Here is a 17,303-nt window from a genome sequence, read left to right on the forward strand (position 1 = left end):
CGGGCGCGGCGTCAGTGCGACCAGTACGGGTCGTCGACCACATCGACCTTGGCGTCGAGCGATGTTCGGACGAGCGGGGGCACGGGCTTGTACTCATGGGCGGGCTGGTACAGCACCCCAATGGCCTCTGCCCTGAACATCACCAGGTAGGTCGAGTCTTGCTGGGCCCTCGCGTAGAACGTTAGGAACGTCTCCCCACCCACGTCTCCCATACCGCGCAGGGCCTGAATCTCATCGGCGGGGTCCGATCGATCGACCACCCGGCTCCCAAGTGCCTTCCAGGCTTGGGTCACCTGATCCATCAAGGTCGGCAGTTTTGCCCGCGAGACCGCGGTCCGCACGGTGACGATCTCGGTGACGGCCGAACCCATACTCCGCTCGCCGTCCCAGAGATCGTCCTCCCTCCGCACCTCGAACTCGGCCCCCGCATAGGTGAATGAAGGCGAAACTCCATCCATGGTGGCGCGCAGGGCATGGTCGATCCGGCCCTTCCCCTCGCTTGTCCTCACCCGGCCCGATCGATCGGCCAACGCCAATGGCCCGTACCCGTTGGCGAACAGCACCGCACCGAGGGCCACCGTGACGACGAACGACAGCACGATCGAGCCGATCACCTTCCAGCGGGTCGTCATCGTCCCTCCGTCAGGTGAACGTCGTCTGCCTTGCCCGTCACGATCGAGGCAATGTTGCCCAACGAGGGGCCGCCGGTCTCCGGGGCCAGGTACTTGGTGTGCATCCCGAAGTCCTCCCAGCTCCACGACTTGCTCCAACCGTCGACGGTGAAGCGCTTGGCCCCGAAGGACTCGCTCGCTGGGTCTCTCCCGTACCAGAGGTCGTGCGGGTCGGCGCCGACCAAGCCGCCGAAGGGCCAGGGCACCGTCGCGGCGTTCGCCGAGGGGATTTGGGTGACCGGGTCGTTGCCGGCCGCGCCCGCCCACACATGCCCGGCGGGCATCCCCAGGTCCGAGGCGTGTGTCACGCCGACACCGGGACTGCCGATGATCACCACGTCGTCCGGCAGCGTGCAGTTCCCCTGGTGGGCGGCCATCTTCGTGGCCTGTCCGACGAGGAGCGAGCCGTAACTGTGCCCCATCGAGGTGATGTGCGGGCTCTGGCCGCTCATGTTGGTCGCCCGGAGCCCGGTGACGAACCTCGCATAATCGGGTGCGCCCTTGACCGCCCGCTCGGACGTGGCCGCTTTGATGTCGATGTCCGGCGGGTCGTATCCGAGCCAGATGATGGAGGCCGCCGATCCACCGGGCTTGATCTTCTTGTTGGCCTCTCGCCAGACGTTCAACGCGTTTTCCGCCTCGTTGGTGCCGGGCGTGGTACCTGGCTTCGCCGCACCGAGCGAATCGGGGGTGGTCGTGATCCCCGGCACGTAGGAGGAGATGTCGGTGGCGGTGTCAGGGTTTCCGAAGGACAGGATCGCGCGGCCTTGGCCTTCGGTGCCGACGCCGATCAGGTAGGTGGGTGGCCGACCGTCCTTCGCCCGGGCATCCTGGGCGAGGCGCTCTTGGATGGGCCTGAGCTTCTGGTACTCCGCCTCTTCTTCCTTCGTCCGGTTCCTACCTTCGAGTTCCCTCATCCGCTTGTCCAGGTACGCCCGGTTGACCCGGTTTCGCACCTCCGCCGGAACCCCGTCCAGGTTTCCGATGTTCTCCGGGTGGTGGTCGATGTACCACTGCCGGCCCGCCGGGTCTAGGCCGTTCCACCAGTTGTTGACCTCCGTCGGGGGCGTCCCCACGGCGGGCATGTCCCTGAGGTAGGGGGAGCCCGGGCTGTTCGCCGCCTTCTGGTCGGCCTCGGCGACGGCGAGGGTCAGCCCCGACTTGCTGGTGGCGTGCTGGGTGAAGCCCTTGAGCAGCCCCGCCAGGGTCTGGTCGGCCGCACTCGCCTCCGTGATGGCGGCATTGATCCGCTTGGCGACGTCCTCGGCCGCCGTCTTCTGTTTCGTCTCCCAGGTGGCGTCCACGGGGCCGGTCGCCGGGGGCCAGCTCACCGTCCCGGTGTCGCTGACCGTCAGCCCTTTGGCGGTGGCGTCGATGAGGGCCTGACGGAGTTTCGACTGAACCAGCCCGAAGAGGTCGGCGTGGTCTCGCAGGGTCTGGCCGATGGCGGCCAGTTCGGTTTCGGCGGCGTGCAGTTGGCTGGTGGTGCCGTCCAGTGAGTGGAAGGCGGCGTCGGCCGCCGGGCCGGTCCAGCCGGATCCGTGGACCCGGTCGGCGGTACCGCTCTTCCAGTCGGCGGTGTGCTGCGTGTACGCCTTGTGCAGCGTGTCGTAGGCGTCCGCCGCCGTGTGCAGATCCTCCGGCTTGGCGTTCTTCAGGCTCGCGAGATCGAGGCGGTTCTCTCCCGCTTGCCGATCCGTGTCAACCATGAGTGCACCCCCCAGTACTCGCCGCTACCATAGCCCACGACCGACATCGGACGTCCGGGGGGACATCGTGCCGAGCGACCCAGGATTCACCGTCAAGCCGGGCGAGTTGACCGCAGCCGGGAACAGCGCGCTGACCGTCGCCGGGAAAGTGCCCGACGAGACCGCGAAGTTGGCCGAGCCGAGCGCCAAGGCGGCCGGGAGTCTGGCGGGTTGGCGGAGCGGGGCGGCGTTGCAGGGGTGCGGGGCGGCCTGGAAGGCGCTGCTGGACGGCCTGGCCGGTGACATGAAGTCGGCCGGCGGCAATCTGCTGACCTGCGCGCAGACGTACGTGAACGCGGACCACCTGCCGGCACCCGCCGCAGCTGCGGCCGTCGACCCCTTCGACACGAAGGTGGTCGGCGGCCGCCCGGTCGACTACGCGTAATTTCCGCCCCGCGTCGTGAAGTCCAGGGTCAGGCAGTCCTCGACCGGCCGGTAGCCGATCTGCTGGTAGATGGAGTTGCTGGTCGGGTTGGCGAGGTCGGTGTAGAGCAGGACCTCGGCCGCCCCCTGGGCGAGGGCGTGGGCGGAGGCGGCGGCGGTGACGGCGCTGGCGTAGCCGCGTCCGCGCTGGTCGGTCGGGGTGTAGACGGGGCCGATGCGGGACATGCCGGCGATCACCGGGCTACTGCCGGCCAGGGCGACGGGGCGGCCGCCGTCCTCCCACAGGCGGAGGCCGCCGGTGGCGATCCGGTCGTCGACGGCCTGGGGGACGTTGGGCAGGTCGACCCCGGCTTCGACGAGGAACTCCTCGTACCAGCGGATCGCCAGTTCGCGGTCGGCCGGGGCGGCGGGCCGGTGGTGGCCGGCGGGCGGGCGGGGCGGGTCGGTCAACTCGCCGAGCCGGTAGAGCCGTTCGTTGAAGCGGACGGACTGGCCGGCACCGGTGGCGGCGGTCCAGGCCGCGGCGAAGGCCCGGACCGCGTCCGCGCCTCCGCCGACGCCGGACACCTCGGTGAACTCGCTCCCGGCGGAGGCCAGTTCGACCGCCAGCTCGGCTGCCGCCGCCGGTGTGCAGGAGAGCCGGGGGCCGAACGGCGGCGTCTGGAGGAAGGCTCCTTCGACCGGACCGCCGTCCGTCGGGCGCCACCAGCCGAAGACCGGTGGCCGCTGCCCGAACACGTCCAGGCCGCGTTCGGCCAGCCGGTGTACGACCGTGAGCAGGACGGTGCTCTCGGCCGGGCGGGCGGCGAGGAACTCTTCCGCGTGGCGCCGGAAGTCGTCGAACGAACTGCTCAAGGTCCAGGTCATGGCCCATTCTGGCCCGGCCGCACCCCTCCCACCAGCGTTTTATTCGACGGCGACGCCCAGCCGCTCGCCGAGGACCGCCGGGTCGGTGGTCGGCGCTTCACAGGCGAAGTGCCGGCAGACGTAGGCGGCGGGCGCTCCGCCGACCAGCGGCCGACCCGCCAGCAGCGGCACCTCCGCGCCGCCGTCCTCCACCGAACCGTCCGCCGAACCATCCGCCGGGTTCTCCACCGAACCATCCGCCGGGCCCGCCGGCGCGCCCACCGCGACGACCGCCCCGGGCGCGGTCCCGAGCAGCGCGGCCCGGCGCAGTGCGGCGGTGGCCGGGTCCTCGGCCGGGCCGACGACGGCGACTTCGCGCGGCCCGTCGAGCAGCGCCTCGGCGACGGCGAGGCCCCAGCCGATGAACCGGGGGGCCCGGGACGCGAGCGCGCCGACGATGCCGAGGGCCCGTTCGGCGGCCGTCCGGTGCCGGTCGGAGCCGGTGTAGGCGGCGTAGGTGAGCAGGGCGCCGGCGGCGGCGGTCCAGCCGGACGGGGTGGCGTTGTCGGTGGGGTCCTGGGGGCGCCGGATGAGTTCCTCGGCGTCGTCGGCGGTGTCGTAGAGCGCGCCGGAGGCCTCGTCGGTGAAGTGCTTGAGCACGGTGTCGAGGAGTCCGCCGGCCAGTTGCAACCAGGCGGCGTCGCCGGTGACGGCGTACAGGGACAGGAAGCCCTCGGCGGTGTCGGCGTAGTCCTCCAGGACGCCCGCGTTGGTGCCGGCCCGGCCGTCGCGGGAGGTGCGCAGCAGCCGGCCGTCGGGGGCGAGGTGGACGGCGAGCAGCAGGTCGGCGGCGCGTTCGGCGGCCTCGACGAGGTCGGGGCGCTCCAGGAGGGCGCCGGTCTCGGCGAGGGCGGCGATGGCGAGGCCGTTCCAGGCGGCGACGACCTTGTCGTCGCGGGCGGGGGCGGGCCGCCGGGCGCGGGCCTCGAACAACCGGGCGCGGATGGTCTCGTACTCGGTGAAGTCCTCGGGATCGGCGAGGAGTTGGAGAACGGAGGTGCCGTGTTCGAAGGTTCCGCCGGCGGTGACGGTGAACAGCCGGGCGGCGGTGGCCGCGTCGGCGGGGCCGAGCAGGTCGACCAACTGGCCGGGTTCCCACACGTAGTAGGCGCCTTCGGTGGACTGCCCGGTCTCCTCGTCGAGGCTGTCGGCGTCCAGCGCGGACGCGAACGCGCCTTCGGGAGTGCGCAGTTCGCGCAGCAGGAAGTCGGCGGTGGTCAGCGCGGTCCGACGGGCCAGCGGGGAGCCGGTGGCCCGCCACAGGTGCAGGTAGGCGCGCAGCAGCAGGGCGTTGTCGTACAGCATCTTCTCGAAGTGCGGCACGACCCAGCCGGCGTCGACCGCGTACCGGGCGAAGCCGCCGCCGAGTTGGTCATGGATGCCGCCGCGGGCCATCGCCTCGCCGGTGCGGACGGCCATCTCCAGGGCCGCCTCGGAGCCGGTGCGGGCGTGGTGGCGCAGCAGGAACTCGACGACCATGGCCGGCGGGAACTTGGGCGCGCCCCCGAAGCCGCCGTGCCGGTCGTCGAACTCCCGGCTGAGGGCGACCAGCGCCTGGTGCAGATCTGCGCCGGCGGGCGGATGGTGGGCACCGGCCGAGTAGACGGCGGCGCGCTCGGCGAGGTCGGCCCGGATCCGCCCGGCGACCTCCGCGACCTCCTGCCGCCGGCCCCGCCAGGCGGCGTCGACGCCTTCCAGCACCTGGCGGAAGGACGGCATGCCGTGCCGGGGCTCCGGCGGGAAGTAGGTGCCGAAGTAGAACGGCTCCTTGTCGGGCGTGAGGAACACCGTCATCGGCCAGCCGCCCTGCCCGGTGGCGGCCTGCACGGCCTCCATGTAGACGGCATCGACGTCGGGCCGCTCCTCCCGGTCCACCTTGACGGCGACGAACCGCTCGTTCAGGTAGCCGGCGACCCCGGTGTCCTCGAAGCTCTCGTGGGCCATCACGTGACACCAGTGGCACGCCGCGTACCCGACGCTGAGCAGCACCGGGACCCCTCGCCGCTCCGCCTCCGCGAAGGCCTCCGGCCCCCAGGGCCACCAGTCGACCGGGTTCTCGGCATGCTGCTGGAGATAGGGCGAGGTCACGTCGGCGAGACGGTTCATGCGAACCAGCCTCTCACGCGGCTCAGCCCTGAGGGCTCACCCGGGCCGGCGCCGCCGTGGTCCGGGTACCACAACCGGAGTACCTCTCTTGCCTCTGGCGCACGGAGGCGTGGATTCCATCCCGGTGCCGTCGCAACCCTTGCACTCGCACCCGGCCAGGGAAACCCAGATTGAATGACAATACGATTCTGCTAGGTTCCAGTGAATCGGCTCGGGAGAGTTTCCATTCGCTGGAGGGTAAACGGGATGGCGGTCGGGGGCGGTTGGAAGCCGCTGGAGGCGTTCTGGTCCGTACAGCGTCTGGTACGAGACCGCCATCAGTTGGTCCGGAAGATCAGCGAGTGCTACACCGCCGCGCACCCGAAGGACAAAAAGCCGAGTCCCGCCGAGGTCAGAGCCTGGCGTGAAAGCGTCTACGAGCTGGCAACCACACTGGACAACCTCGGGCTCGGCCAGGTGCGGATGTTCATCGAGTACCTAGCCGACGGCCGGATGAACCACATCGACGTGGTCCTGGCCGGCCGGCATCCGTCGGGACGGCTCAGCTACGCGGTCATCGAGCTCAAGCAGTGGGGCAGTATCGAGCGTCCGACCGTCTCGAAGACGGCCGGGCTCTGCGCCTCCTGCAGGACCGCGGGAAACAGCACGCTCTGCGAGCGCTGCGCCAGGGATCTGGTCTATGCGCCGTTCTCTGAGTACGAGAGGCACGTCAAGCATCCTGCGGTCCAGGTCAGTAACAACATGGACGACCTTCTCAGACACCACAGCATGTTCGACGACCGCTACGTCAACCTCGTGGGCGCGGCCTACCTGCACAACCTGATGGATCCGGACCACCAGTGGATCAGCCAGGTGTCCCCTCGCCCCGGGATCCCCACATTCACCGCGCGGCAGCCAGGGGACCTGGAGAAGTTCCTGACCGCGAACTTCAGCTCGGACTCCGGCGCGGAGGCCGCGCAGGAGTTGCTCGGGCGTCGACGCTCGAGCAACCTTCTGACCGACGAGACCGGGGCGATCGTCAACGGGCACACCCGATTCAGTCTCGTCGAACACCAACTGCGGGCGGTCCGGGCGATCGCCGATGCCACCGGAGCCGTCGAGTCTCAGGGGGTGAAGAAGGTCTTCGTCATCGAGGGACGTGCGGGCAGCGGCAAGTCGCTCGTCGCGCTGACCGCTCTGGGAGACGCGCTGCAAGCCGGGCGCTCTGCTGCCTTCGTTTCCGGTGGCGTCGCCTCCCGCGATACCTTCAAGCGGGCCGCCAAGGGGTACCAGAAGGTTTTCAGGCCGCTGGTGCAGGTCGCCGACAAGTTTGGACCCGACGAACTGGACCTGATCGTCTGCGACGAAGCCCACCGCCTCAGCGAGCGGCCCATGACCGGCTCCTTCAGCATGCGGTCGACGGGGCCGAGCTCGGTGGAGGTAGTCGTCACCCGCGCTCGCGTGCCGGTCTTCTTCATCGACGGCGATCAACGCCTCTTCGCGGAGGAGGTCTGGTCTCCGGAGAGACTCAAGAGCGAGCTCTGGAGCCTCGGCGTGGAGATCGTGCCGATCAACTTGGACCGGGTACTCCGAACCGTCGGCAGCTCGACCTACGACACTTGGGTCAGCCGACTCATGGCCGGGGACCCCATCACGTGGCGCCCGGACGGCGCCACCGATCCCGAACCCTTCGAGCTCTACTACGCTGACAGTGCCGCCGAGATGGAGTCCTTCCTCCAAAGCAGGGACCCGGCGGGCGTGAGCGCCCGGATGAGCGCCGGAATGTGCTGGGGCTGGACCGACGACACCGGCACCTTCCCCGACGTCAGCCCCGATCCCGACTGGGCACGCCCCTGGAATGCCGGCGACAACCACAGCACCCAGGGAATACCCAAGCGGAAGTTCTGGGCGACCGACCCCGGAGGCTTCGGGCAGATCGGGTGCGTGCACACGGCCCAGGGGCTCGAGTACGAGTGGGGCGGCGTGATCGTGGGCCCCGATCTCACGTGGGAGGACGGCGCCTGGGTCGCCCAACGCGAGCACGTGAAGAGCAAGGCCTCACGCATCGAGGACGACACCGAACTCACCCGAGCGTTGTGCAGGGCCTACGGCGTGCTGATGACCCGTTCCATCCGCGGCCTGGTGCTCTACTCGGTCGACCCCGCCACCAGGAAGCTCTTCGCTGACCTCGGGGTGCGGAAACTCTGATCCGCCCGTCTCCTGCTTGCCGGGCGGGTGGCTCGCCATGGGTCCTCAGCCCGGGCCGGGCGGTGCCGGTAACGTCCCGCCGGACCGACTACTCGGTTGACGAGTTCACTGGCACCAGTGGCACGCCGCGTACCCGACGCTGAGCAGCACCGGGACCCCCCGCCGCTCCGCCTCCGCGAAGGCCTCCGGCCCCCAGGGCCACCAGTCGACCGGGTTCTCGGCATGTTGCAGCAGGTACGGCGAGGTCGCGTCCGCGAGACGGTTCGGCATGCCCCCCATCCTCGCGCATCGGGGGCCGGGCGCCGGGACACCGGCTGCGGCGAGCCGGGCCCCGCGCGCGCCCGCGCGCTACTCCTTGGGGGCTTCCGGCTCCTCCGCGAAGTCGACCTTCTTGAACTGCCGGTTCATGGACTTGGCCAGGAACCAGGTGGCCACGCCGAGGGCGGCGAAGACGACGAAGCCGAGGAGTCCGGGGGTGACCTTGGCGTCGTCGACGGCGAGGTCGGCGGCGAGGTTGACGAGGTTCACGGGGGCGCTCATATCTCTATGGTGGCCCGGCTCACGGGGAGCCGGGCCATCGGGGGGTGGTTCAGTCGCGCGTGTCGGCGGCCTCGACGGCCAGGGTGGGGGTGCGCAGGCCGGCGAACAGGTCGTCCTCCGGCAGGTCCACGTCGATCAGGGTACGGGCGAGTTCGTAGTCCTCGGTGGGCCAGACCTCGCGCTGGACGTCCAGCGGGACGCGGAACCACGGCCCGTCGGGGTCGATCTGGGTGGCGTGGGCGATCAGCGCACGGTCGCGGGTCTCGAACCAGTCGCCGCAGCTCACCCGGGTGGTGATCTCGCGCTCCTGGCGGCCGCTCTTCTCCCAGCCCGCGATCCACTCCCCGTACGGCGAGTCGTGGCCGTGCTCGGTGAGGTACTGGTGCAGGGCGCGGATGCGGCCCATCGGGAAGCCGTGGTTGTAGTAGACCTTCAGCGGCTGCCAGGGCTCGCCGGCCTCCGGGTAGGCGTCCGGGTCTCCGGCGGCGTCGAAGGCCAGCATGGTGATCTTGTGGGTCATGATGTGGTCGGGGTGCGGGTAGCCGCCGTTCTCGTCGTAGGTCGTGATGACCTGCGGCTTGAACTCCCGGATCAGCCGGACCAGCGGTTCGGCCGCCTCCTTCACGTCCTCCAGGGCGAAGCAGCCCTCGGGCAGCGGGGGCAGCGGGTCGCCCTCGGGCAGGCCGGAGTCGACGAAGCCGAGCCAGGCCTGCTTGACGCCCAGGATCGCCCGGGCCTCGTCCATCTCCTTGCGGCGCACCTCGTGGATGTTCTCCTCGATGTACGGGTCCCCCTGGAGCTTGGGGTTGAGAACCGACCCGCGTTCGCCCCCGGTGCAGGTGGCCACGAGCACGTCCACTCCCTGCTCGACGTACATGGCCATGGTGGCCGCGCCCTTGCTGGACTCGTCGTCCGGGTGGGCGTGCACCGCCATCAGTCGCAACTGCTCAGTCAACGCCTTGCGTTCCTTCCACATATCGGGCGTTCCGCGAAGTCCGGTCCGCCCACCGTACGAGCCGCTCACGTCGGGGCCGCGTCGCCGCGGGACCGGCCGCGGACGAACCCCGGCCCGGTCGAGCCCCGCCCCCGCCGGACCGGCCGCGGGCGTGCCCCTCCTATAGTGACGGACTGGAGGAGCGTCGCATTCCCCCGCACCACCCGCGCGGCCCTCCCGTCAGGAGAGGACTGGGTCCGATGAACGCGAGCACCACCACCCCGCAGCTGCCCGAGGGGCGCTACGGCCGGCGCGGCGACCGCGATTCGGACCGCCGCCTGAAGGTGGTCGGCGCGGTCTGCGGCGTGCTGGGCCTGGGCCTGGTGGCCTGGCTGGGCGGCTCCTACCTGCTGCGCGAGACCACGATCAACGGCTCGGTCCCGACCTTCCAGGCGGTCTCGGACTCCGAGGTCGAGCTGCACCTGGCGGTGCGCAAGAGCGGCGGGACGGCCGGCAGCTGCACGGTCCGCTCGCAGGGTTCGGACGGCTCGGTGGTCGGGGTGGCCGACTTCCCGGTGCCGGCCGGCGGCTCCAGCTACGACGCCGTGGTCACGCTGCGGACCACCGCCCGTGGCACCACCGCCGAACTGCTGGGCTGCACGCCGGCGAAGAAGTAAGCCCCCGAAGGAGCGCGGAGGAGGAGGCCCGGCCGCCGAGTCGCACCGGCAGCGCGCCGCGCTCACCGGTACTCTGCCGGGCACCGGCGCATAACCGATCGGGAGAACGGGCATCCGTAGGAAGTCCCGCACCCGGCCCGGCACGCACCGCCCCCGTACACCGTGGCGCATTCGCTGTACACCGTGGCGCAACGCCGACGTCAATGGCGCGCCAACGACCCTTCTGCTTGTCGGCAGGACTTGTTAGGCTCGTGGTTTCGCCCCTTCCGCACCGGATGGTACGGGAGCGGGCGTTGCTTTGTAGTTACGACCGATATCACCACCAACCCTGCTGACGACTCACACCCTCAGCACAGCCCCAGCACCTACGAGGAGCACCCGTGACCCAGACCAGTGAGAACGTGACCTGGCTCACTCAGGCCGGCTACGACCAGCTGAAGGCCGAGCTGGATCACCTGACCGGGCCCTGGCGCATCGAGATCGCCCAGAAGATCGAGGCGGCGCGCGAGGAGGGCGACCTCAAGGAGAACGCCGGCTATCACGCGGCCAAGGAGGAGCAGGGCAAGTACGAGCTGCGCATCCGCCAGCTGACCCAGCTGCTGGAGCGTGCCAAGGTCGGCGAGGCCCCGGCCGACTCGGGTGTGGTGGCCCCGGGCATGGTCGTCACGGTCGCCTTCGACGGCGACGAGGACGACACCATGGAGTTCCTGCTCGCCTCGCGCGAGGTCGCCGGCGCCGACACCATGGACGTCTACTCGCCGCAGTCGCCGCTGGGCCGCGCGATCGACGGCAAGCAGATCGGCGACGAGGCGACCTACGATCTGCCGAACGGCAAGCCCGCCATGGTGAAGATCGTCAAGGTCGTGCCGCACGCCGGCTGACCAGGCCTGATCCGGCGTGATCCGGCGCGATCCGGCCTGACCAGGCCTGACCGACAGACGAGGGCGGCCGCGGAGTCCAGGACCCCGCGGCCGCCCTCGCGGCGTACCGGGCGCGGTTCAGCCCACGGCCGAGCGGTACTTGCGCACCGACAGCCAGGAGAACACCGCGGTGATCAGCACCGACCAGAGCACCGACACCAGTGCGGCGTGCTGCATCGGCCAGGTGGCGTCCACCGGGCCGACCTGGTTGCCGAACAGGTCCCGGCAGGCCTGCACGGTGGCGCTGAACGGGTTCCAGTACGCGACCGCCTGCAGCCAGCCCGGCATCGAGCTGACCGGCACGAAGGCGTTGGAGACGAAGGTCAGCGGGAACAGCCAGATCAGGCCGGCCGAGGTGGCCGCCTCGGGGCTGCGCACCGAGAGGCCGATCAGCGCGCCGATCCAGGAGAACGCGTAGCCGAGCAGGAGCAGCAGGCCGAAGGCGCCGAGTGCGTTGAGCACGCCGTCGTGGATCCGCCAGCCGACCAGCAGCGCGACCAGGGCCAGCACGACCACGGTGAACGCGGTCTGGCACAGGTCGGCCAGGGTGCGGCCGACCAGCACGGCCGAGCGGGCCATCGGCAGCGAGCGGAAGCGGTCCACCAGGCCCTTGGTCATGTCCTCCGCGATCCCGGCGGAGGCGCCGGCGACGGCGAAGGTGACGGTCTGGGCGAAGATGCCGGCCATCAGGAACTGGATGTACGAGTCGGAGCTGGAGCTCGCCCCGGGGATCTTGATCGCCCCGCCCATCACGTACGAGAACAGCAGCACGAACATGACCGGCTGCATCAGCCCGAAGACCACGATCTCGGGGATCCTGGTCATCCGGCGCAGGTTGCGCTTGGCGACCACCCAGGAGTCGTGCAGGGTGGCGGCGACGCCGCGGCGCTGCCTGGGCATCGCCTCGCCGATGGCGTGCTCGGTGGCGGTGCTCATCTCAGCGCTCCGTTCCGGCCGCGACGGCCTGCTTGTCCGGTCCCTGGCCGTCGGAGCCGTCCTGTCCCTGGCCGTCGGAGCCGTCCGGCCCCTCGGCGGGCGGCCCCTCGGCGGACGGCCCGCCCTTGCCCCGGCCGCCCCGGCCGCGGCCGGGGCGGCCGTTCTCCTCCTCCACCGCCTCGGCGACGTGGCCGGTGAGGGTGAGGAACACGTCGTCCAGGGTCGGGCGGCGCAGGCCGATGTCGTCGATCTCGATGCCGCGGGCGTCCAGTTCGCGGATGACGTCGGCGAGCACCCGGGCGCCGCCGCTGACCGGCACGGTGATCCGGCGGGTGTTCTTCTCCACCGCCGGCTCGCCCAGCGCGTACCCGGACAGCGCCGCGACCGCGTCGGTGACCAGGCCCGGCTCGTGCACCACGACCTCTATCCGCTCGCCGCCGATCTGGGCCTTGAGCTGGTCGGCGGTGCCGCGGGCGATCACCCGGCCGTGGTCGACGACGGCGATGTCGTGCGCCAGCCGGTCGGCCTCCTCCAAGTACTGGGTGGTGAGCAGCAGCGTGGTGCCCTGCTCGACCAGGGTCTCGATGACCTCCCAGAGCGCGAGCCGGTTGCGCGGGTCGAGGCCGGTGGTCGGCTCGTCGAGGAACATCACCGGCGGCCGGACGACCAGCGCGGCGGCGAGGTCGAGGCGGCGGCGCATGCCGCCGGAGTAGGTCTTGGCGGTGCGGTCCTTGGCCTCGGTGAGGTTGAACCACTCCAGCAGCTCCAGCGCCCGGGCCTTCGCCTGACGGGCGCTCATCTGGTAGAGCTCGCCGACCATCTGGAGGTTCTCGAAGCCGGTGAGGTACTCGTCGACCGCCGCGTACTGGCCGGACAGGCCGATCAGACTGCGGACCTTGTTGGGGTGCTTGAGCACGTCGACGCCGGCGACCACCGCGCGGCCCGAGTCGGGGCGCAGCAGGGTGGTGAGGACCCGCACGGTGGTGGTCTTGCCGGCGCCGTTCGGGCCGAGCAGCCCGAGCACCGTGCCCTCGGGGACGTCGAGGCTCACGCCGTCCAGGGCTCGTACGTCGCCGAAGGTCTTGACCAGGTTCTCGGCTTGGATGGCTGGCGCCATGGCCTGCCTCATCTCCTCGGACGAATATGGGCGATCTGTCACACTCTGCCCCTTTTTCGGGCATGCGGGCGACTCGGTTTTCGCCTACCGGCGCACAGAACGCGATGTATCGCGAGTCTGGCAGCACGCGATATATCGCGTCAAGGCATAGGGCTCCGCCATCGTGACAGGGACCACTGACATCCACCGAGATCCGCTGAGGCCCGCCCCGCACCATCCGGCGCCCGAGACGCCAAGCCCCCCAAGCGCCCCAGGCTTCTCAGGCTCCTCAGGCTCCTCATGCTCCTCAGGCGCCTTCGGGACTCAGCTGGAAACGACGTACCCCGCGTCCCGCAGCTCGCCGACCACGGCCGCGCAGTGCTCCGGCCCCTTCGTCTCCAGGTGCAGGTCCACCTCGACCTCGGTCAGCCCCAGCCGCGGGTCGATCCGCACGTGCGCGACGTCCAGCACGTTGGCGTCCAGCCTGGTCAGCACCCCCAGCAGGTCGGCCAGCGAGCCCGGCTTGTCCGCCAGCCGCACCCGCAGCGACAGGTACCGGCCGGCCGCCGCCAGCCCGTGCCGCAGCACCCGCTGCATCAGCTGCGGGTCGATGTTGCCGCCGGACAGCACGGCCACCACCGGCCCCTCGAAGGAGTCCGGCTGCTCCAGCAGCGCCGCGATCGGGGCCGCCCCGGCCGGTTCGACCACCAGTTTCAACCGCTCCAGGCCGAGCAGCAGGGCCCGCGACAGCGCGTCCTCGGAGACCGTCCGGACGCCGTCCGCCAGCGAGTTGACCACCTCGAACGGGATGTCCCCGGGCCGGCCGACCATGATCCCGTCGGCCATCGTGGCGTAGTGCTCCAGCGACACCGGCCGCCCGGCCGCCAGCGAGGGCGGGTACGCGGCCGCGCCCGCCGCCTGCACCCCCACCACCCGGACGTCCGGCCGCAACGGCTTGACCGCCGCCGCGATCCCGGCCAGCAGGCCGCCGCCGCCCACCCCGGCCAGGATGGTCCGCACCTCGGGGCACTGCTCCAGGATCTCCAGCCCGACGGTCGCCTGGCCGGTGACCACGTCCCAGTGGTCGAAGGGGTGGATGAACACGGCGCCGGTCGCCTCCGAGTACCGCTGCGCGGCCTGCAACGCCTCGTCCACCGTGGCACCGTGCAGCCTCACCTGCGCGCCGTACTCCCGGGTCGCCGCGACCTTGGGCAGCGGTGCCGCGACCGGCATGAACACGGTCGAGTGCACCCCCAGCAGCGAGGCCGCCAGCGCCACCCCCTGCGCGTGGTTGCCCGCGCTCGCCGCCACCACCCCGCCGGCCCGCTGCACCGGCGAGAGCCCGGCGATCCGCACGTACGCGCCGCGCAGCTTGAACGAACCGGTGCGCTGGAGGTTCTCGCACTTCAGGTGGACCGGCGCGCCGATCAGCCCGGACAGGTACCGGCTGCCCTCCATCGGCGTCACCCGGGCGATTCCGGCGAGCATCTTCTGGGCGCCGCGGACGTCGTCGAGGGTGACCGGCCAGTTGTGCATAACGCCAGCCTACGGTGGTCGACACCGGCAATCCGGGATGCCGGGGCTGTTCCCGGGCCCGCCCCGCCCGCGTACGCTGCTGCTTCTGAGCCTCCCTCACCGCACGACGATCGTGAGCCGCGATGACGACGACCTCGCCCCAGGCCACCGACCGCACCGACCCCGTGCACGCCCGACTCCAGTACCAGCTGGCGGTGTTCGCCCGCCGGATGGACCAGGTCCGGACCACCGGCGGCGGTCTCGGCGCGCTGGACCGGGCCGCCTACCTGCTGCTCGACCGCCTGGAGCGGCACGGGCCCGCGAACGTCAAGGCGCTGGCCGAGTCGCTCGGCGTCGACTCCTCCACGGTGACCCGGCAGGTCGCCCCGCTGGTCGCGGGCGGGTTGGTCGGCCGGGTCCAGGACCCGGCCGACCGCCGCGCCGTACGCCTCGCGCTGACCCCGGTCGGCTCCGGCCGACTGGCCGAAGTCCGCGACGGGCGGGCCGAGTTGACCCGCCGCCTGACGGCCGACTGGCCGCCCGAGGAACAGCAGGCGTTCTGCGCCCTGCTGGCCCGCTTCAACCACGCGATGGAGTCGTACACCGCGGACCAGCAGGGCCAGTGACCGCCGACGGCCGGAGGCCGTCCCTCGCGCTCGGACCGATCACCCGTCGACACACAGCCGAACGGGTGCATTAACACGATTTTCAGATGACAACACCAACGAGTCACGATGCTCGGCCCTCCAGCCCGGAACACTCCGAGGGCCCCATTGTGTCCACATGGTGAGAGGACTGAGGTGAAGCCCAGTCAGAACCCGGTGACCACCGTCACCTGGAGACGTCGACTCGGCAGGACGGTGGGTTCCGTCCTGGCCCTGACGCTCGTGCCCTTCGGCATGTCACTCGTCGCACCGCCGGCCGCGTACGCGGCCGGTCTTCCGGGCGGCCTCGGGCCGTGCCTGGGTGCGGACTGTCCCGCGACGTTCCCCCCGGTCAACAACGGTCCCTTCGCAGGCCGCGACGACGGCGTGAACATCTTCGTCGGCGGCGACTTCAACGTCGGCGGTTCCGCCGCGGAGGCCGAGGGGCACGTGGTGACCCTCGGCAACTTCGACCTGAACAAAGCCCCGGGAGGCAGCTCCGTCTACAACATCGGCATCGTCGGCGTCGGCTCACGGGTCCCCCCGCCGAACGGCGCCGACTTCCTCACCGCCGGAGGCAACGTCACGGTGGCCCCGGGGCAGAGGCTCCTGGCGGAGGGCGGCGTCGTCCGCTACGCGGGCACGGCCACGGGCACCATCGTCGGCACGAAGGTCCAGGAAGCACAGGCCGTGGCCGCCTACACGCCGCTGCGCGGTCAGCTGCAGACGGCGAGCGAGTGCTACGCCGGGGTCGGCACACCCCGCCCCGCCACCGGAACTGCGGTCAACCAGGGATTCCAGACCCTGTTCACCGGTGACGGCACCTCCGCACTCCAGGTCTTCAACGTCGACTTCGACATCGCCGGGAACGGAGGCTCCACTCAGGGCATCGCGTTCGCCGGCATCCCCGCGAACGCGACGGTACTCGTCAACCTCGTGGGCGGCGCCCGCACCATCAACACCTACAGCGGGAGCCTCCAGGACACCGATCCCTGGAACCGGCTGCGCGAGCGCCTCCTGTGGAACTTCCCCGCCGCGACGTCCGTCACGCTCAAGGGATCGGGGCAGTTCCAGGGCAGTGTGCTGGTCGGCAACCCGGCCAGCACCGCCACCATGAGCCTGCCCGGTCTGAACGGACGGTTCTTCACCACCGGTTCGCTGCTCCAGAACTCCGGCTCGGGGATGACCGGGACCGAGTTCCACGCCTATCCCTTCAACGGCGACCTTCCGGCGTGCGGAAGTCCCGCTCCCACCGCCTCGACCAGCGTGACCAAGGTCGACTCCGCCACCGGGCAGCCCCTGGCGGGGGCCACCTTCCAGCTGTGGCGTGAGACCAACGGCGTCCCCGGCCTCCAGACCTCGGGGGTCACCCCGGACACCGAGGTGGGCGCCCCCTGCACGACCGGGGCGAACGGCGTCTGCTCCACGGCCGGTCTCCCGTTGGGCACCTACTACTGGCAGGAGACCGCCGCTCCCCCCGGTTACGACCTGCCGCAGCCCGCGGTGACGACCGTGGTCCTGGACACGAACGGGCAGAACGTCCCGGTGACCGTCCAGGACACCAAGTCCCCGATCGTCGAGACCGGGTCCACAAGCGTGACCAAGGTCGACTCCGCCACCGGGCAACCGCTGGTCGGCGCCACCTTCCAGCTGTGGCACGAGACCAACGGCGTCCCCGGCCTCCAAACCACCGGAACCAACCCCGACACCCCCGTCGGCTCCCCCTGCACCACCGGAGCAAACGGCACCTGCTCCACGACAGGTCTCCCGTTGGGCACCTACTACTGGCAGGAGACCGCCGCTCCCCCCGGCTACGACCTGCCGGAACTCAACGTCACCACCGTCGTCCTCGACACCAACGGACAGAACGTCCCGATCACCGTCCAGGACACCAAGACCACCACCCCGACCGGCTCCACCACGGTCACCAAGGTCGACTCCGCCACCGGACAACCACTGGCCGGCGCCACCTTCCAACTCTGGCACGAGACCAACGGCACCCCCGGCCTCCAAACCACCGGAACCAACCCCGACACCCC

15 protein-coding genes and 1 pseudogene are annotated in these 17,303 nt (G+C 70.8%); 6 read left to right on the plus strand and 10 right to left on the minus strand.

Annotated features, from left to right (window positions below):
- Positions 1-11 precede the first annotated feature (11 nt).
- Together AB0P03_RS17970 and AB0P03_RS17975 are read right to left on the minus strand one after the other, a co-directional pair.
- Entirely contained in the window at positions 12-632 is a 621-nt protein-coding gene (locus tag AB0P03_RS17970; RefSeq protein ID WP_363585461.1) for a hypothetical protein, read from the minus strand.
- A complete protein-coding gene (locus AB0P03_RS17975; protein ID WP_363629596.1) occupies positions 629-2,380 on the minus strand; it encodes an alpha/beta hydrolase in 1,752 nt (583 codons plus the stop codon). Before AB0P03_RS17975 ends, AB0P03_RS17970 begins: the two co-directional genes overlap by 4 nt.
- A 67-nt stretch (positions 2,381-2,447) precedes the next feature.
- Here AB0P03_RS17975 and AB0P03_RS17980 point away from each other — a divergent pair, with 67 nt between their 5' ends.
- Positions 2,448-2,804 carry a hypothetical protein gene (locus AB0P03_RS17980; protein WP_363629598.1) on the plus strand — a complete coding sequence of 119 codons (357 nt, stop codon included), beginning with the start codon at positions 2,448-2,450 and terminating at the stop codon, positions 2,802-2,804.
- Here AB0P03_RS17980 and AB0P03_RS17985 read toward each other — a convergent pair.
- Positions 2,795-3,670: a GNAT family N-acetyltransferase gene (locus tag AB0P03_RS17985; RefSeq protein ID WP_363629600.1), complete on the minus strand. Its 876-nt coding sequence runs from the start codon at positions 3,668-3,670 to the stop codon at positions 2,795-2,797. The two genes, AB0P03_RS17980 and AB0P03_RS17985, sit on opposite strands and share 10 nt — an antisense overlap.
- Before the next feature lie 39 nt (positions 3,671-3,709).
- Positions 3,710-5,815 carry a thioredoxin domain-containing protein gene (locus AB0P03_RS17990; protein ID WP_363629601.1) on the minus strand — a complete coding sequence of 702 codons (2,106 nt, stop codon included), beginning with the start codon at positions 5,813-5,815 and terminating at the stop codon, positions 3,710-3,712.
- A gap of 321 nt (positions 5,816-6,136) precedes the next feature.
- On the opposite strand from AB0P03_RS17990, the gene AB0P03_RS17995 reads away from it, so the two are divergent.
- Positions 6,137-8,002 (plus strand): DNA/RNA helicase domain-containing protein, encoded by a 1,866-nt coding sequence (locus tag AB0P03_RS17995; protein WP_363629602.1) that lies wholly within the window; start codon positions 6,137-6,139, stop codon positions 8,000-8,002.
- A gap of 111 nt (positions 8,003-8,113) precedes the next feature.
- On the opposite strand, the pseudogene AB0P03_RS18000 reads toward AB0P03_RS17995, so the two are convergent.
- From AB0P03_RS18000 to mca, 3 genes and pseudogenes are all read right to left on the minus strand, one after another.
- A pseudogene (locus tag AB0P03_RS18000) lies at positions 8,114-8,272 on the minus strand (DUF255 domain-containing protein); the annotation flags it as partial.
- A gap of 78 nt (positions 8,273-8,350) precedes the next feature.
- The gene (locus AB0P03_RS18005) at positions 8,351-8,542 is read right to left on the minus strand and encodes a hypothetical protein (RefSeq protein WP_063348010.1); all 192 of its coding nucleotides are present in this window, start codon (positions 8,540-8,542) and stop codon (positions 8,351-8,353) included.
- Between the two features lie 49 nt (positions 8,543-8,591).
- Positions 8,592-9,497 carry a mycothiol conjugate amidase Mca gene (gene mca, locus AB0P03_RS18010; protein WP_063351176.1) on the minus strand — a complete coding sequence of 302 codons (906 nt, stop codon included), beginning with the start codon at positions 9,495-9,497 and terminating at the stop codon, positions 8,592-8,594.
- 239 nt (positions 9,498-9,736) lie between these two features.
- On the opposite strand from mca, the gene AB0P03_RS18015 reads away from it, so the two are divergent.
- Positions 9,737-10,153 carry a DUF4307 domain-containing protein gene (locus tag AB0P03_RS18015; RefSeq protein ID WP_363585466.1) on the plus strand — a complete coding sequence of 139 codons (417 nt, stop codon included), beginning with the start codon at positions 9,737-9,739 and terminating at the stop codon, positions 10,151-10,153.
- 380 nt (positions 10,154-10,533) lie between these two features.
- Positions 10,534-11,034: a transcription elongation factor GreA gene (gene greA, locus AB0P03_RS18020; RefSeq protein ID WP_363585467.1), complete on the plus strand. Its 501-nt coding sequence runs from the start codon at positions 10,534-10,536 to the stop codon at positions 11,032-11,034.
- 117 nt (positions 11,035-11,151) lie between these two features.
- Here the strand turns inward: greA and AB0P03_RS18025 are convergent, their stop codons facing one another.
- The 3 genes from AB0P03_RS18025 to ilvA all read right to left on the minus strand — a co-directional run bounded on the left by AB0P03_RS18025 (position 11,152) and on the right by ilvA (position 14,641).
- Positions 11,152-12,009 carry an ABC transporter permease gene (locus AB0P03_RS18025; RefSeq protein ID WP_363621326.1) on the minus strand — a complete coding sequence of 286 codons (858 nt, stop codon included), beginning with the start codon at positions 12,007-12,009 and terminating at the stop codon, positions 11,152-11,154.
- 1 nt (position 12,010) lies between these two features.
- On the minus strand, positions 12,011-13,126 hold the full coding sequence (locus AB0P03_RS18030) for an ATP-binding cassette domain-containing protein (RefSeq protein WP_363629604.1): 1,116 nt from the start codon (positions 13,124-13,126) through the stop codon (positions 12,011-12,013).
- 303 nt (positions 13,127-13,429) lie between these two features.
- On the minus strand, positions 13,430-14,641 hold the full coding sequence (gene ilvA / locus AB0P03_RS18035; protein ID WP_363585470.1) for a threonine ammonia-lyase: 1,212 nt from the start codon (positions 14,639-14,641) through the stop codon (positions 13,430-13,432).
- Between the two features lie 122 nt (positions 14,642-14,763).
- On the opposite strand from ilvA, the gene AB0P03_RS18040 reads away from it, so the two are divergent.
- Positions 14,764-15,246: a MarR family transcriptional regulator gene (locus AB0P03_RS18040; protein ID WP_063348015.1), complete on the plus strand. Its 483-nt coding sequence runs from the start codon at positions 14,764-14,766 to the stop codon at positions 15,244-15,246.
- A 174-nt stretch (positions 15,247-15,420) separates the two neighbouring features.
- On the plus strand, positions 15,421-17,303 hold a 1,883-nt coding region (locus AB0P03_RS18045; RefSeq protein WP_363629606.1), incomplete at its 3' end, for a choice-of-anchor A family protein.

The sequence above is a fragment of the Kitasatospora sp. NPDC088779 genome, from assembly GCF_040685395.1.
Classification (GTDB): domain Bacteria; phylum Actinomycetota; class Actinomycetes; order Streptomycetales; family Streptomycetaceae; genus Kitasatospora.

Coding starts and splice junctions, on each gene's coding strand:
- AB0P03_RS17970 (WP_363585461.1), bottom strand. CDS start 632: ATGACGACCCGCTGGAAGGTGATCGGCTCGATCGTGCTGTCGTTCGTC.
- AB0P03_RS17975 (WP_363629596.1), bottom strand. CDS start 2,380: ATGGTTGACACGGATCGGCAAGCGGGAGAGAACCGCCTCGATCTCGCG.
- AB0P03_RS17985 (WP_363629600.1), bottom strand. CDS start 3,670: ATGACCTGGACCTTGAGCAGTTCGTTCGACGACTTCCGGCGCCACGCG.
- AB0P03_RS17990 (WP_363629601.1), bottom strand. CDS start 5,815: ATGAACCGTCTCGCCGACGTGACCTCGCCCTATCTCCAGCAGCATGCC.
- AB0P03_RS18005 (WP_063348010.1), bottom strand. CDS start 8,542: ATGAGCGCCCCCGTGAACCTCGTCAACCTCGCCGCCGACCTCGCCGTC.
- AB0P03_RS18015 (WP_363585466.1), top strand. CDS start 9,737: ATGAACGCGAGCACCACCACCCCGCAGCTGCCCGAGGGGCGCTACGGC.
- AB0P03_RS18025 (WP_363621326.1), bottom strand. CDS start 12,009: ATGAGCACCGCCACCGAGCACGCCATCGGCGAGGCGATGCCCAGGCAG.
- AB0P03_RS18030 (WP_363629604.1), bottom strand. CDS start 13,126: ATGGCGCCAGCCATCCAAGCCGAGAACCTGGTCAAGACCTTCGGCGAC.
- ilvA (WP_363585470.1), bottom strand. CDS start 14,641: ATGCACAACTGGCCGGTCACCCTCGACGACGTCCGCGGCGCCCAGAAG.
- AB0P03_RS18040 (WP_063348015.1), top strand. CDS start 14,764: ATGACGACGACCTCGCCCCAGGCCACCGACCGCACCGACCCCGTGCAC.